13 protein-coding genes are annotated in these 14,417 nt (G+C 71.7%); 2 read left to right on the top strand and 11 right to left on the bottom strand.

The window, feature by feature from the left end; all coding sequences use genetic code 11:
- Positions 1–106: 106 nt before the first annotated feature.
- On the bottom strand, positions 107–595 hold the full coding sequence (locus ACL02U_RS15340; protein ID WP_412791370.1) for a hypothetical protein: 489 nt from the start codon (positions 593–595) through the stop codon (positions 107–109).
- Between the two features lie 177 nt (positions 596–772).
- Here ACL02U_RS15340 and ACL02U_RS15335 point away from each other — a divergent pair, with 177 nt between their 5' ends.
- Positions 773–1,729 (top strand): hypothetical protein, encoded by a 957-nt coding sequence (locus ACL02U_RS15335; protein WP_412791369.1) that lies wholly within the window; start codon positions 773–775, stop codon positions 1,727–1,729.
- A 4-nt stretch (positions 1,730–1,733) separates the two neighbouring features.
- On the opposite strand, the gene ACL02U_RS15330 is transcribed toward ACL02U_RS15335, so the two are convergent.
- From ACL02U_RS15330 to ACL02U_RS15320, 3 genes are all read right to left on the bottom strand, one after another.
- Positions 1,734–2,246 carry a hypothetical protein gene (locus tag ACL02U_RS15330; protein WP_412791368.1) on the bottom strand — a complete coding sequence of 171 codons (513 nt, stop codon included), beginning with the start codon at positions 2,244–2,246 and terminating at the stop codon, positions 1,734–1,736.
- Between the two features lie 107 nt (positions 2,247–2,353).
- Positions 2,354–2,566: a DUF397 domain-containing protein gene (locus ACL02U_RS15325; RefSeq protein WP_412791367.1), complete on the bottom strand. Its 213-nt coding sequence runs from the start codon at positions 2,564–2,566 to the stop codon at positions 2,354–2,356.
- A 9-nt stretch (positions 2,567–2,575) separates the two neighbouring features.
- Positions 2,576–3,427: a helix-turn-helix domain-containing protein gene (locus ACL02U_RS15320; RefSeq protein ID WP_412791366.1), complete on the bottom strand. Its 852-nt coding sequence runs from the start codon at positions 3,425–3,427 to the stop codon at positions 2,576–2,578.
- Positions 3,428–3,671: 244 nt separating this feature from the next.
- Between ACL02U_RS15320 and ACL02U_RS15315 the strand changes: the two genes are divergently transcribed.
- Positions 3,672–4,160 (top strand): ATP-binding protein, encoded by a 489-nt coding sequence (locus ACL02U_RS15315; protein ID WP_412791365.1) that lies wholly within the window; start codon positions 3,672–3,674, stop codon positions 4,158–4,160.
- A gap of 38 nt (positions 4,161–4,198) precedes the next feature.
- Here the strand turns inward: ACL02U_RS15315 and ACL02U_RS15310 are convergent, their stop codons facing one another.
- From ACL02U_RS15310 to ACL02U_RS15280, 7 genes are all read right to left on the bottom strand, one after another.
- Positions 4,199–5,350 carry a uroporphyrinogen-III synthase gene (locus ACL02U_RS15310; protein ID WP_412791364.1) on the bottom strand — a complete coding sequence of 384 codons (1,152 nt, stop codon included), beginning with the start codon at positions 5,348–5,350 and terminating at the stop codon, positions 4,199–4,201.
- A 154-nt stretch (positions 5,351–5,504) separates the two neighbouring features.
- On the bottom strand, positions 5,505–6,890 hold the full coding sequence (locus ACL02U_RS15305; RefSeq protein ID WP_412791363.1) for a nitrate/nitrite transporter: 1,386 nt from the start codon (positions 6,888–6,890) through the stop codon (positions 5,505–5,507).
- 163 nt (positions 6,891–7,053) lie between these two features.
- Positions 7,054–8,094 (bottom strand): hypothetical protein, encoded by a 1,041-nt coding sequence (locus ACL02U_RS15300; protein WP_412791362.1) that lies wholly within the window; start codon positions 8,092–8,094, stop codon positions 7,054–7,056.
- 199 nt (positions 8,095–8,293) lie between these two features.
- The gene (locus ACL02U_RS15295) at positions 8,294–9,673 is read right to left on the bottom strand and encodes an acyltransferase family protein (protein ID WP_412791361.1); all 1,380 of its coding nucleotides are present in this window, start codon (positions 9,671–9,673) and stop codon (positions 8,294–8,296) included.
- A complete protein-coding gene (locus tag ACL02U_RS15290; RefSeq protein WP_412791360.1) occupies positions 9,670–11,862 on the bottom strand; it encodes a glycosyltransferase in 2,193 nt (730 codons plus the stop codon). Before ACL02U_RS15290 ends, ACL02U_RS15295 begins: the two co-directional genes overlap by 4 nt.
- Positions 11,862–13,253, bottom strand: a complete 1,392-nt coding sequence (locus tag ACL02U_RS15285; protein ID WP_412791359.1) for a hypothetical protein — start codon at positions 13,251–13,253, stop codon at positions 11,862–11,864. Before ACL02U_RS15285 ends, ACL02U_RS15290 begins: the two co-directional genes overlap by 1 nt.
- 180 nt (positions 13,254–13,433) lie before the next feature.
- Positions 13,434–14,405, bottom strand: a complete 972-nt coding sequence (locus ACL02U_RS15280) for a LysR family transcriptional regulator (protein WP_412791358.1) — start codon at positions 14,403–14,405, stop codon at positions 13,434–13,436.
- Between the last annotated feature and the right edge of the window lie 12 nt (positions 14,406–14,417).

Below are 14,417 nucleotides of genomic sequence, written 5' to 3'. Positions count from 1 at the left end.
AGCACGGTGCCACCAGCGCCGGCGGCTCCGAGCCGCAAGCCCCGGAACAGCTCGCGGAACGCGACCGTCCTGCGACCACGCACGGCTGACCCCTGAAAGCGCGTTGTCAGCCCTGGCGCTCGGCCCCGTCGGGCCAGACCACGTCGACCGGGATGCCCGCCGCCCGCGCCGCGAGGACCGTGTCGGCGGTGCCGCCGCCCTTACCGCTGGGCGGTTCGCCGTTCCATACGGCGACGAGGCGGTCGGCACGCTCCAGGAGCACGCGGTTGGCGGCGTCGTACGCCTGTCGATCGGCGACCTCGTGGGGCAGGACGACGACTTCGCCGGCGGCTTCGACGAGTTGGTCGAAGACGGGCGCGTCGTCCTGCTCGACGGTGCTGCGCCGGTAGTCCCGGGAGGGCATGACGACGATCAGCCGTCCGCCGACGGCGAGGACGGCTTGTGCGAAGAGGGTGTCGGAGCCCTTGGCGATACAGGAGATCCCGACGAGCGTGTCGTCGGCGTACAGGTCCAGGAGCTTGTCCAGAGCGGTGCGGACCAGCGGGACGCTGTCCTCGGTCAGGTCCATGTGTCCGGTCACCGCAAGGGTCGTCACGTTCCCTCCCCATCGGCCATTGACTTCTCAGCAGGTCACGGATCCTATCGCGGGCCCGCCCCGGCTGCCCGACCTCCCACCGCCCACCCAGGGCTACGGGCTCAATCCCCCTTCTGGGCAGCCTTGTTGGCGCGGTGCGCCTGGACCGCGTCCTGGTGCTGCGCTACGTTCTTGCCCATGCGGGGGCGCAAGCTGTGGCGTGGACTGCGGTGGAGCGGCGTGGTGCAGCTCCTGCTCGTGGTCGTCATCCTGGTACTCGGTCTCAAGCTGCTGTCGCTGCATCAGCGATACGGCTTCTACTTCGATCCACTGACGTTCGTGCGACCCCTCTTCTACTTCGCACTGATCGGGATTCCCATCGCCCTCAGCTGGGGCCGGTACAAGCGCTCCGCCGAGACGAAGCCGTACACGGAAGTCCTCGGGCCGCTGATCGATTCCGACCAGGAATTCTGCCTCATCCTGCGGCCCTTCGGCGCCGACGGCGAGGTGGTACTGCCGCACGGTTTGCACGGTGCGTCGACCATCGAACAGGTCATCGCCCGGGCCGCGCGGAAGAGACTCCGGCTGAAGACCTACGCGCTGGTGGACCAGGACCGGCGGCTCGCGCCTCCCGGTCCCACATACATGCGGGCACCCCACGACCAGTGGCAGAGCGCCGTGCACGCCCTCATCCGCCGCGCGCACTCCATCGTGCTGATCCTGCCGCCGGGGCAGGGCATCCGCGACGCCCTCAAATGGGAGATCGACCAGATCACCCAGCACAACCTCCAGACCCGGCTGACCGTCGTCCTGCCGCCGTACCGCCTCTACCGGGAGGACTTTCCGTCCGCGTTCCAGGACGCCTGCGTGATCGCCGCCGCCCTGCAGGAGTTCGCGGGATCCATCGACGACGTCGATCCGCTGAGCGTCCTCCAGGTGGAGCGGATCCTGCACGAGCGGACCCAGGTGCTGAAGTACCACAGGTCGAAACCGGAGGAAACGGCGCAGCTGCGGTGGTGGTTCGTCAAGGGACGCCGCGGCCGCAAGAACACGATGCGCCTCTACCGGCGGGCGCTTGAGGCGGCGCTCGCCACCACCGAACGGGAGCTGTCCGGCCTCGGGTTCTCGGCCCGCTATCCCCACTCGCTGTCGTGACCGCTCACATGGCCGCGAGGGCGCAGAAGCCCACGACGTAGGAGACGCCGAAGATGACCGGCACCCACTGCTCGACGTAGGTCAGCGGCAGGTACCGGCGCCAGTCGCGGCCCTCGCCGAGCGCTCCCCACTCCGCCCGGGAGTACACGAACGCCGGCAGCCGCTCTTCGAGGGCTCCGATGACGGCCCACTTGGCGGAGTTGAGCTGTCGGTACGACCGCACGACGACGAACCAGGCAGCGCACTGGGCGAGCAGGATGATCAGCCCCACCAGAAGGAGCAGAACGGGCATTTCAGACAGCGCGCCGGTCGACACGGCCGCGACCACCGTCACGACCGCACTGTTGAGCGACAGGAAGAACGTGTTGGTCAGGTTGCGCCGGGCACTGACCCGGTCGGCCGTCTCCACACAGAGTTTGTACTGTTCGAGTATCGCCTGACGGTACCGGTCGTTGGCCTCCGCGTAGTCGGACGGGCCGATCGCGGCATTCCACAACGCGTCCCCGATATCGGTCATGGCCCCAGCATGTCGAACGGTGGGGTGCGGCGGGGGCGGTTCGGCGGACTTCCGGAAAATGCGAACGTCGAGTTCAGGATCGCGCGAGGCCCGCCCCATCCGCTGCGTCAGCACGCCTGCGGCCCAACCCCGGACCGACCCGCCTCCTCCTGCACCGCGAAGGACAGGAACCCGGCCCAGGCGTCGGGCGGGAAGGAGAGCCGGGGACCGGCCGGCACCTTGGAGTCCCGCACATGAACGGCGAGGGGGGTGTCGGCTATCTCCAGGCAGTTGGCCGCCTCGGCGCTGTGAGTGGACTTGTGCCAGGCAGGCTCGGGCATGACGTCTCCTCAGAGTTCTTTGACGATACGGTGAATGAGGTCTCGGGACTGCCCGCGCGGCAGGGCGCGCGACTCCATGCGGTCCAGTACGGAGCGGTAGCGCTGAAGCTGCGCCTCGGCGTCAAGGAAGTCGCAACCGTGGTCGGTGTCCAGCACTACCGTGTCGAGCTGGGCAACGGGACCCGTCGCATAGGTGATGGGCTGCCCCGCGGCGGGAAAGCCCGTCTGCCCGAAGGGCAGGACCAGCACGGTGATGGTCGGCTCCTGACTCATCTCCAGCAAGTACCGAAGCTGGGCACGGGCGACTTCCGTACCGCCGAAGCCCATGCGCAGAGCGGCTTCGTGGACGACGGCCGTGTACGGGGTGGGACGATCTTCGAAGAGCACGACCTGGCGCTTCACGCGGTAGGAGACGCGGTGCTCGATCTCGTACGGGCGCAGCGGCGGGACGACCTCGCGCATGGTGGCGCGGGCGTGTTCGGGAGTCTGCAGCAGGCCCGGCATGTGGACCGTCACGGCGACCCGCATCGCGCGGGCGTGGTGTTCGAGCTCCGCGAGGTCGAGGAGACCGGACGGGAGGTCGTCCCGGTACTCCTCCCACCAACCACGCTTCCTCGCACCCGTCATTCCGGCGAGAGCGTCGACGTGTGCCGCATCCGGGCAGCTGTAGGTGCGCGCCAACGTACGCACACGATCGGCGCTCACGGCATAGCGTCCGGCCTCGATGTTGCTGATCCGGGCCTGAGGGACGCCGAGAAGCGCAGCGGCCCTGGTCGAGGTGAGCCCGGCGCGTTCCCGTAGCTTGCGCAGCTCCGCGCCAAGACGTTGTTGGCGCAGCGTGGCACTGGGGACGGATGGCATGTGCGAAGTGCTTCTCTCCTCGATGCGGGCAGACGGCATCACTCACAAGAGTGAGTATTGGTAGCTATTCGAGGATCTCATGGAATACCTACCAATTTTCTCGCTACGTTGTCTGTGTCGAACCGCCCAACTCCCCGCGCCCACAAGCCGGAAGCGCACCGATCCAGGCACTGCCACCGCACGGCGCGGTCGTTTGAGCGGAACCTCATCCCCTGCCCCTCCCCTGTGGTCACCGGAGGTCTCCTTGAGCACCGTATCCCTGCCCGACACCTGGGTGTACGCGCTTCGCCTGCCGCACGACCCCCGCGCGGCGCGCGTCGCACGCATGACCGTCCGGACTGCGCTGACCAGTCACGGCAGACCCGACATCCTCGACGCCGTGGAGCTGTTGGCGTCCGAGCTGGTCACCAACGCCTACCTGCACACCCGCGGTCCCGCGTCGCTGCGCCTGACCGCGCTCGCGGACGGTCGGCTGCGGGTCGGGGTCTGGGACAGCCACCCGCGGGTCCCGGCCCCGTTCGGCCGGCCGCCGAGGGACCGCGTGCCGCTCGTCCCGGCGGACGCCGAGGGCGGGCGCGGGCTGCGGCTCGTGCAGGAGTACGCCGACTGCTGGGGCGCCTGGCCGCTGCGGGACGGCCCGCTGGACGGCCTGCTGGACCGCGGTGTCGGGAAGCTGCTGTGGTTCGAGGTGGGCGGGCGGCGGAACGGGACGTCACGGCCGGTCGCCGCGTGACCGGCGCTCCCGCAGCGCACCGCTCCCCTGCACCGCCCTCAGGCGTCCGCGTACTTGGCGTCCGCGGCCGGGTCCAGCGCGAGCCGGTAGCCGCGCTTGACCACCGTCTGGATCAGCTTCGGCGCGCCCAGCGCGGTACGCAGCCGGGCCATGGCCGTCTCGACGGCGTGCTCGTCGCGCCCCGTGCCGGGCAGCGCACGCAGCAGGTCGGCGCGCGCGACGACCCAGCCCGGCCGCCGGGACAGCGCACGCAGCAGCGACATGCCGGCCGGCGGGACCGGCTTCAGCTCGCCGTCCAGCAGCACGGCGTGGCCGCGGATCTCCAGGCGGTGCCCGGCGATGGGCAGGTTGCGGGACCGTCCCGGCAGTTCCTGGCACAGCAACTGCACCAGCGGGCCGAGCCGGAACCGCTCGGGCTGCACGGTGTCCACGCCCCGCGCCTGCAACGGCAGCGCGGTGACCGGTCCGACGCAGGCCGGAAGCACGTCGTGGTGGAAGGCGGCGAGCAGTTCCGGGAGCAGTCCGCGCTCCTCGGCCCGGGACAGCAGTGAGGCGGCGGCGGGGGCGCTGGTGAAGGTGACCGCGTCCAGGCCGCGGGAGACCGCGGCGTCCAGGAGCCGGTCGACGGGCGTCAGGTCCTCCGGCGGCATCCACCGGTACACCGGCACGCCGACGACCTCCGCTCCCCCGGCCCGCAGCGCCTCCACGAAGCCGGGCAGCGGCTCGCCGTGCAGTTGGACGGCGACCCGGCGGCCGTCGACGCCCTCCTCCAGCAGCCGGTCGAGGACCTCGGCCATGGACTCGCTCGACGGCGACCACTCCTCGGTCAGGCCGGCCGCCCGGATGGCGCCCTTCACCTTGGGTCCGCGGGCCAGCAGTTCCACCCCGCGCAGCCGGGCCAGCAGGTCCTCGCCCAGGCCCCAGCCCTCGGCGGCCTCCACCCAGCCGCGGAAGCCGATGGCGGTGGTGGCCACCACGACGTCGGGAGCGTGGTCGATCAGTTCCTTGGTGGCCGTCAGCAGTTCGCCGTCGTCGGACAGGGGCACGATGCGCAGGGCGGGCGCGTGCAGCACCGCCGCCCCGCGCCGCTGGAGCAGCGCCCCCAGCTCCTCGGCCCGGCGCGCGGCGGTCACCCCGACGGTGAACCCCGCGAGGGGCCCGTGGTCCGGTCGCTGCAGTTCCTCGTCCATGGCTCTCGTCCCGCACTCGAGTCGTCGTCCCTGCAAGGGGTGGGGCGCTACCCGCATCGTCGCCTCACCCGCCTGGTCGGCCTGCCCTCATGCCGAACGAGCCTGTCAACGGCTCGTGACAGGCTCGGTTCGGCCTCATGTCGCCGGTGTTACGTCACACCTCGGCATAGCTGAGCTGCGGCTTCGCCTCTGCAGCCGCCGTCGCCTGCACCCGGGAGGGCACCCCTCGAAGGTATACGGCCCAGGTGACCACGAAGCACAGGCCGTAGTAGGCGAGGAAGCCGACGAAGGCGCCGGTGCCGTTGCCGGAGGACAGGAACGACTGGCGCAGCGACAGGTTGATCGCGACGCCTCCGAAGGCTCCGACCGAGCCGATCAGGGCCATCGACGCGCCGGACATGCGGCGCGCGAAGACGTGGGCGGCCTCGCCGGTGATGCCCTTGGCGGCGGCCTTCGCCGCGTAGATGCCGGGGATCATCTTGAACGTGGAGCCGTTGCCGATGCCGGTGAGCACGAACAGGGCGATGAAGCCGATCGTGAACAGCGCCAGCGAGTGCTGCACGGAGGCGAGGACGACCACCGCCGCGGCGACGATCATCAGCGCGAAGTTCCACAGCGTGACCCGCGCGCCGCCCATCCGGTCGGCGAGCCGGCCGCCGACGGGCCGGATGAGGGAGCCGAGCGCCGGACCGATCCAGGTGACCGCGGCGGCCTCCAGCGGGGTGCGGCCGAACTGGTTCTGCAGCACCAGCCCGAAGGCGAAGCTGTAGCCGATGAAGGATCCGAAGGTGCCGATGTACAGCACGGACATGATCCAGGTGTGGCGTTCGCGCAGCGCGTCCTTGGCCGCCCCGGTGTCGTTGCGCACGGGGCCCAGGTTGTCCATGTACTTCATGCTGAGCACCGTGGCGACCACGATCAGCGGCAGGTAGACGGCCAGCAGCACCCGCGGCTCGGTGGCTCCGGCGACGGCGATGACCAGCAGCGCGACGAGTTTGACGACGGCGACGCCGATGTTGCCGCCGCCCGCGTTCACGCCGAGGGCCCAGCCCTTCAGCCGCATCGGGTAGAAGTTGTTGATGTTGGTCATGGAGGAGGCGAAGTTCGCGCCGCCCACTCCGGTGAAGACCGCCACCGCCAGGAAGGTGCCGTAGGACGTGCCCGGCTCCATCACCACCAGCAGCGCGGTCGTCGGAACCAGCAGGAGCCCCGCGCTGAAGATGGTCCAGTTCCGGCCGCCGAAGCGGGCCACGGCGAAGCCGTACGGCACCCGCAGTGCCGCACCGACCAGTGAGGCGGTGGCGACCAGCAGGAACTTCCCGGCCGGGTCGATCCCGTACTCGGGGCCCATGAACAGGGCCATCACCGAGAACATGCTCCAGACGGAGAACCCGATGTGCTCGGAGATCACGGAGAAGGCCAGGTTCCGGCGGGCGATCCGCTTCCCCTCCGTCTCCCAGAAGGTCGCGTCCTCGGGGTCCCACTCATCGATCCAGCGGGACCCCTTGTGGGGTGCTCTGGTGGTGCTCGGGGCTGTCATCGCGCCTCCACGGTGCTCCGGGCTCGGGCGGTACGTCGTCTGACGACTGGCTGAGAACCGAAGGTAGAAAGGCCGCGTTTCCGGGCTGTGGCACCGGGTGACCGGAAGGGAACGATGCTCTCACCCCGGGCGGAAGCGGGATGAGAGGTCGTGCGGGCCCCGGTCAGCCGACCCAGTCGAGCGTGTCCGTGCCGCCCTTGTCCCAGGCGACCTTCACCGCGTCGCCGGACCGGGTCAGGGTCGCCGCCCGGTAGTCGCTCTCCTTGTCGCTGCCGACCGGCTTGAGCACGATGCGGAAGCTGCCGCCGCCGCGGTCCTCGCCGAGGCCGAGCATGATGCCGACTCCGGACGCGATGTAGTTGACGTTGTACTTGCCCTTGTATTCGCCGGAGGTGAACTTGTCCCCGATGGTGAGCGTCCTACCGTCACCGTCCTGCCACTGGCCCTTGAACCCGGTCGCGGGAGCCGGGCCGGAGTCGTCGGCCGGGGCGTCGCCGGAATCGTCGTAGGACGGGTCCCCGGTCTGCTCGCCGGTCGGCTCCCCGGTCGGCTCGTCGACGGGGTCCGGGGCCGCTTCACCGGTTGATCCGCCGGTCGGGCTCCGGAAGGTGCTCGGACCGGTGGACGTCTGGGTGCCGGCCTGCGGTGTCGTGCCGCCGCCGCTCGTCGCCAGGTACACGCCGCCCGCGACCAGTACGACGGCCGCGACGGCACCACCGATGATCAGCGCCAGTCGGCGGGTGCGGGGCGGTCCCTCACCGGGGGGCGGCGGGTACGGAGCCCCGCCGCCGAACGGCTGCTGTCCGTACGCGGGGTGGGTGCCGTAGGCCGGCTGGGAAGCGTACGGGGGCTGCGCTCCGTAGGCCGGCTGCGCTCCGTACGGGGGCTGAGGTGCCCCGGCGGCCGGCTGAGCGCCGTACGGTCCGGGACCGCCGGGCTGAGCCGGCCCGGGTATGGGTGCCTGGGGCGGGCCGGGCGGTGTCGCGTACGGGTTCGGCTGCTGTCCCGCGCCCGGCGCCTGCGGCGGCGGCCCGTACGGTCCCGGGGCTGCACCCGCACCCTGCTGGGGCTGCTGGGGCTGCTGGGGCTGCTGGGGCTGCTGGGGCTGCTGGGGCTGCTGAGGCTGCTGAGGCTGCTGAGGGGCACCGTATCCGGTGCCGGAGTCCGGTCCGTCCTGCGGGGGCTGCGCGGGAGGGTGCGTCATCTGGGTGGGTTCTCCTTGTCGGTCCCGGGGGCCGGAGGGCTGGTCGGCGCATCACGCGCCCGACCAGTCTCCCCCATGCCACCCGGGGACCACCCGTCAATTCGCCCTGCTCACAGCGGACTCGGGCGTTCCGCACCGCCCCCGACCGCTCAGTGCGCCGACGGCGCCGAGAGCCCCGCCTTCCCCGCTGCGGCCCGGCTCAGCGCCTCCCGTGCGCTCCGGTGTGCGCGGCGCCCTGCCCGCGCCCCCGCTTCTTCGCACCGTTCGGCCACAACCGCGGTCTGCGCTTGGCGGCGATGTCCTCGATCCAGCCGAAGCAGAGGATCGCCACGCCGACCAGCGGCCAGGTGAGGGAGAACATCCACAGCGAGTCCGTCGCGTCGAGCGCGGCCGACATCCGGTCGTTCATGAACGGCAGACCGTACGCCTTGTCGATGATCGGTACGGTGAGGACGATCATGAAGTTGTGCCACAGGTAGATCGTGACGGCCCGGTTGTTGGAGAGGGTGACCAGCTTGTCCCAGCGGGCCAGGCGGCCGGGGAGCCGCTGCCAGGAGGGCGAGTACAGCAGCAGGATCACGACGCACCCGAAGGACCAGGTCGCCTGGGAGAGCGGGATGTCGTTCAGGTCCCAGCCCGAGGGACCCAGATGACCGGAGGCCCACCACAGTCCGAAGGCCATCACCAGCGTCGCGCAGGAGACGGCGACGTAGCGGGGGATCCGCTTGAGCATGCCGTCGTGGTGGGCGAAGCCCAGCACCCAGCAGCCGCAGTAGACGGCGAAGTCGGTGACCGCGTTGCCGGTCTCGCCGGGGATCTTCACCAGGCCCGTACCCACCACGGCCGTCAGCAGCAGCGGAGCGGCAAGCGTCACCCACGGCATCCGGCGGAAGGCACGCAGCAGCAGCGGGGAGGCGAACACGAACCACAGGTAGGCGCGCAGGTACCAGAGCACCCCCGCCGCCGAGTCGGTCCAGGTGTGGTCCAGCAGGCCGCCCGGGGAACCGAGCGTCTCGGGGTACGGCGGGGCGCCGATCGGAACGATGTAGTTGAGCAGTTCGACGATCCCCAGGGTGCCGCCCTGGTCCGGGTCCTTCGCCGGGTTCCAGCCGCTGAGGAACATCAGCGACACGATCACCGCGGCGAACGCCCACAGCGGCGGCAGCAGGCGGCGGACCCGGCTCCGGATCACGCTGAGCGCGGGCCGCTGCAGCGAACGCGCCATCAGCGAGCCCGCCAGCGCGAACATCACGCCCATCGAAGGGAACAGCACGGTCAGCCAGGCCCACCCGAACAGGTGGTACATCACCACGCGGACCAGCGCCAGGGAGCGCAGGAGGTCCAGATAGCGGTCCCGGCCGGGTTTGGCCGGCGCGGCCGGCGCGGCCGGTTCCGGCGGCTCGGCGGTCCCGGTCGTCGCGGTGGCCGCCGTCTGCGCGGCGGGGCCGGTGGGGGCGCCGTGCGCGGGGGCGCCGTGCGCGGCGGGCGGCGGGAAGCCCGTCGTCCGCTGATGCGGGAATCCGTACGGCGGCGTCGGCTCCGGTGCCGCGCCCGTACCGGTGGGGTGCTGCTCGGTCATCCCACGGGCCTCCGCTCACTGCCGCCACCGGTGCGCTGGCTCGGCACCGGTCCGCCGGGCGCCTCCACGACGCCGGTGCGGCGCAGCTTCTGCCAGCGCAGCCGGCCGCCGGTGAGCGCCGTGATCCAGGACTGGAGCAGCACGACGTACATGATCTGCCGGTAGAGGACCTGCTGGAGCGGAAGCGAGATCAGGTGCGTCATGCGTTCGCGGTCCAGGCGGAAGGCGTAGGCCGCGCAGACCGCCTGGATCGCCAGCACGCCCAGCCAGGCGACGATCGTCTTCTCGGTCGGCCCGAAGACCACGCCGTACAGCAGGAAGATGTCGATCAGCGGCGCGAGCAGCGGGGCGACCACCATGAAAAGGGACACCAGCGGCAGGCCGACCCGGCCGAACCGGCCCGAGGTGCCGCGTTCCACCAGCGCCCCGCGGTGCTTCCAGATCGCCTGCATGGTGCCGTAGGACCAGCGGTAGCGCTGGGACCACAGCTGCTGGACCGTTTCCGGGGCCTCGGTCCAGGCGCGGGCGTTCTCCGCGTAGACGACCCGCCAGCCGTCGCGGTGCAGCGCCATGGTGATGTCGGTGTCCTCGGCGAGCGTGTCCTCGCTCATCCCGCCGACGCGCTCCAGGGCGGTGCGCCGGAAGGCGCCGACCGCGCCGGGGATGGTCGGCATGCAGCGCAGCACGTCGTACATGCGCCGGTCCAGGTTGAAGCCCATCACGTACTCGATGTGCTGCCAGGCGCCGATCATCGAGTCCCGGTTGCCGACCTTCGCGTTGCCCGCGACCGCGCCGACCCTCGGGTCGCCGAAGGGCTGGACGAGTTCGCGGACCGTGGACGGCTCGAAGACGGTGTCGCCGTCCATCATCACGATGAGGTCGTGGCTGGCGTTGGCCAGACCGCGGTTGAGCGCGGCGGGCTTGCCCGCGTTGAGCTGGCGGACGACCCGGACGTTGGGCAGGTCCATCGCCTCGACGATGCGGGCGGTGCCGTCGCTGGAGCCGTCGTCGATGACCAGCACCTCGATCGGGTGGTCACTGGCCGCGAGGGAACGCACCGTGTTCTCGATGCACTTGGCCTCGTTGTACGCCGGGACGAGCACCGACACCGGTTCGGTGACCGGTGGCCCCCAGCTGAAGTCCCGGCGGCGCACCCGGCGGGCGTGGAAGCCGGACAGCAGCAGCATCAGCACGAACCGGCCGATGACCAGCGCGCCGATGACGGCGAGTCCGACGACGAGCACGCCGGTGATGTTCTCCGCCGCCTGGACCAGGAAGATCCAGGCCTTGCCCTTCCACAGGTCGACCCCGGTGACCTTGGTGTTCGCGCTGGGCGAGTCGAGGGCCTCGGTGAGGTTGTCGAAGGTGTAGCCCCGCTTCTGCAGCATCGGGATGAACTTGTCCAGCGCCTGCACCGTCTGGTGGCGGTCGCCGCCGGAGTCGTGCATCAGCACGATGGCGCCGTCGCCGTGGTGCGGGGTGGCCCGTCGGATGATCTCGTCGACGCCGGGCTTCTGCCAGTCCTCACTGTCGGTGTTGTTGACCACCGTGATGTAGCCGAGGCTGCCGATGTACTCGGTGACCGGCCAGGACTCGTCGTCCATGGCGTCGGGGAAGGAGGAGTAGGGCGGGCGGAACAGGGAGGTGCGGATGCCGGCCGCGCCGGTGATCGCCAACTGGTTCTGGGACAGCTCCCAGTTGATGCGGCTCTTCGACTGGTAGGACAGGTCGGGGTGGTCGAAGGTGTGCAGGCCGACCTCGTGGCCCTCGTCCACCATCCGTTTGACCAGGTCCGGGTAGCGGGAGGTCATGGTGCCGGTGACGAACCAGACGGCGTGCGCGTGGTACTTCTTCAGCACGTCCAGGACCTTGGGGGTCCAGGTCGGGTCCGGGCCGTCGTCGAAGGTGAGGACGAGCCGGTGCTTGGGCACCGACAGGCTGGTGGTGCGGCCGTTGCGGGTGTCGATGACCGGGCCGCCGTCGAGGATCTTGTCGGGCACCTTGTCGGTGGCCGCCTCGGGGCGGATGCGGTGGTCGGCGAGGATCTCGCTGTGCACGTAGCCGCGCAGCATCAGCATCGCGACCAGTGCGAGAAGCAGGAGGAGCGGCAGCAGCAGGCGCATGGGCAGGCGGCGCCGGGAGGCGCCGACGCCGACCTTCGCGACGGGTCGGCGGGGACGTGGTGCCATCAGAGGACGTACTCCGGGGAGTGCGAAACAACGGGGACGGACGGGGAGTCGGCGGTGGCGCCCGCCTCCACGGCGGGACCCTCCGCGATCGGGGCGGGGTCGCTGGGACCCTCGGCCTGGGTGTCGGTACCCGAGACGGTGCCGCTGCCGCCGGCGGTTCCCCCGCTGGTGCCCGAACTGGCGCTCGGGTCGGCGGTGGGCCCGGTGGACGTGCTCGGCGACGGACCGGGGTCGGCCGGCGTCGAGGCGGACGGCGCGGTCGTCGGCGAGGCGGGGGCCGTGCTGGCACCGGTGCCGGAACCGCCCGTGCCGGGCGACGCGCCGGTCGCCGTCGGGCTGGGGTCGGCGGAGGTGCCCGGCTGCGTGGACGCGGCGGGTGCCGTGCCGGACGGAGCGGTGGTGGGGGACGGCGCCGCGGCGCCGCCGGACGACGGGGTGGCGCTCGGCGAGGCGCTCGGCGAGCCGGACGGCCCGGTGGACTGCTCCGGCACCGGGGAGGGGTCGACCTGCCCGGCCGGCTGCTGCTCCGGCTGGTCCGGGACCGGTACCCACGGCGCGCTGGAGTTGCCGGACAGCACCGTGACGACGATGACCACGGCGTAGACCGCGCAGGCCAGGCCGATGACCATGCCGAGACGGCGGAACCGCTTGCTGCGTCGCCCCGACTCGTCCACGAAGACCGGCCCGTCGGCGGCGTCGTGCCCGCCGGCCGGAGCGCCCGCCGCGGACCGCAGACCGCCCGGACCGAGCTGCACCGCGTCGAGCTGGACGGTCACCTCGTGCGGGTCGTGGGTGTGCTCGGCGCCGCCGGACTCGGCCCAGGGGTCGCGCAGCGCGGAGGATGCGTCCGCGGGTTGCGGGAAGGCGCGGGTCGGGCGGGTGGCGGGCGGCGCCCCTGCGGCGCCGTCGTCCTTCGCGGGGGTGCCGAACGCGGAGCGCGGCGACCCGGCGTCGGCGCCGCCCGAGCGGGGCAGGACGTCGGTCGGGTCGGCGTCCGAGGGGTCGAACGGTGCGCGGGCGGTCCAGGAGGGAGCGGGTCGTGCCGTGTCCTCCCCGGCAGGGGTGTGCGGCGGCTCGGCGGGCACGTCGTCGCCGGCCGCGCGCAGCCGTGCCCGGGCCGCACGGGAGAGGAACTCCGCCGCGTCGGTGTCGGGGTCTTCGTGGGCCGGGTCTTCGTGGGCCGGGTCTTCGTGCTCGGGGGTTCCGGGGCGCCGGGCACCGGTGCCCGGGAAGTCCCCGGCATCGGCGCGGCCGTCCTCCGGCCGCTCGTGCCGCGCGCCAGGTCCGTTTTCCCCAAACGGCCGGGTGTCTCCACCGGCTGCCGGGGTGTTTCGGGTCGCCGACGCCGCCTCGGGCCATTCCGGTTGGGCGTCTTCCCGCCAGTTGTTCACGCGCGTACTTCCCCCCACGGGAGTGTTCTGGAAGCGCCTACGACCCCGACCGCACGTCGACGGCTCCAGGCCCCCAGCCGGTCCGAACGCCCCCTTTACCACACTGTGCTCAGGCCAAGAATGTAGCGCACCCGGAGCGTCCTCGTTCACGACGGGCCGGTTGTGGAGCCATTTTGTGTCCTACTCGGTGTCCAAAAACCACCCGCCGGCCGCCTTGCGGAGCCATCCCTCCTCGGCCGACAACTCGGCGGCAGCCCGCCGGAGCGCGTCGAAAGCGGGATGCACCAGACCCTTTCGCCACACCAGGGACACCGGGGACAGGGGGACCGGGTCCACCAGGGGCCGCACCACAGTGTGCGGCATGGCCGGAAAGTCCACCACCGCGAGGACCGGGTTGCCCGTTCTGGCCATGACCCGCTGGAACTCCTCCTCCCCGACGGCCAGCGGAACCGGTGGCGCCATCCGGATGCCGTGTCCCTCGAACAGGTGGTGGGCGAGGTCGGTCCACTCCAGGGTGCGCTCGTTGCCGGCGCCGGCGTAGACCGTCTCCCCCGCCAGCTCGGCCATCGGTACCGTCTCCCGGCCGGCCAGCCGGTGGTCGTCGGGCAGCACCAGCGCCATCGGCTCGTGGCGCACGGGCTGGTGGTCGAGCAGCGCCCGCAGCGCCGGGTCCAGCCCGGCGAAACGGCCGAAGGAGGCGTCGAGCCGGCCGGCGGTCATCTCCACGGCGGCACCGGTCAGACCGCTCTCGTACCGGGCCATCAGCTCGTGCTCGGGGGCGAGTTCGCGGGCCCGGTGCAGCACCCGGCGCGGAGTCGTCAGACCCGGGGAGTTCAGGTCCACCAGCAGCGGGCGGGCCTGCCCGAACGCGGCCAGCAGATCGTCCTGCGCCTGGAGCGCCCGGCGCGCCAGCGGCAGCAGCCGCGCCCCGTCGGCGGTCAGCGCGACCTGCCGGGTCGAGCGTACGAACAGGTCGGCGCCCAGCGCGCTTTCCAGCCGCCGCACGTCCCGGCTCAGTGCCTGCTGGGCGACGTAGAGGCGGGCCGCGGCGCGGGTGAAGTGCAGTTCCTCGGCGACCGCGAGGAAGGCGCGCAGCAGACGCGGATCGAGGTGGGGGACGAGGCTGGGTCGGGAGGCGGGACCGGCGGGCATCCGGTGAATCTA

This window comes from Streptomyces sp. MS06 (assembly GCF_047200655.1).
In the GTDB taxonomy this organism is placed as follows: Bacteria; Actinomycetota; Actinomycetes; order Streptomycetales; family Streptomycetaceae; genus Streptomyces.
This window is presented reverse-complemented; position numbering and strand designations above follow the sequence as displayed.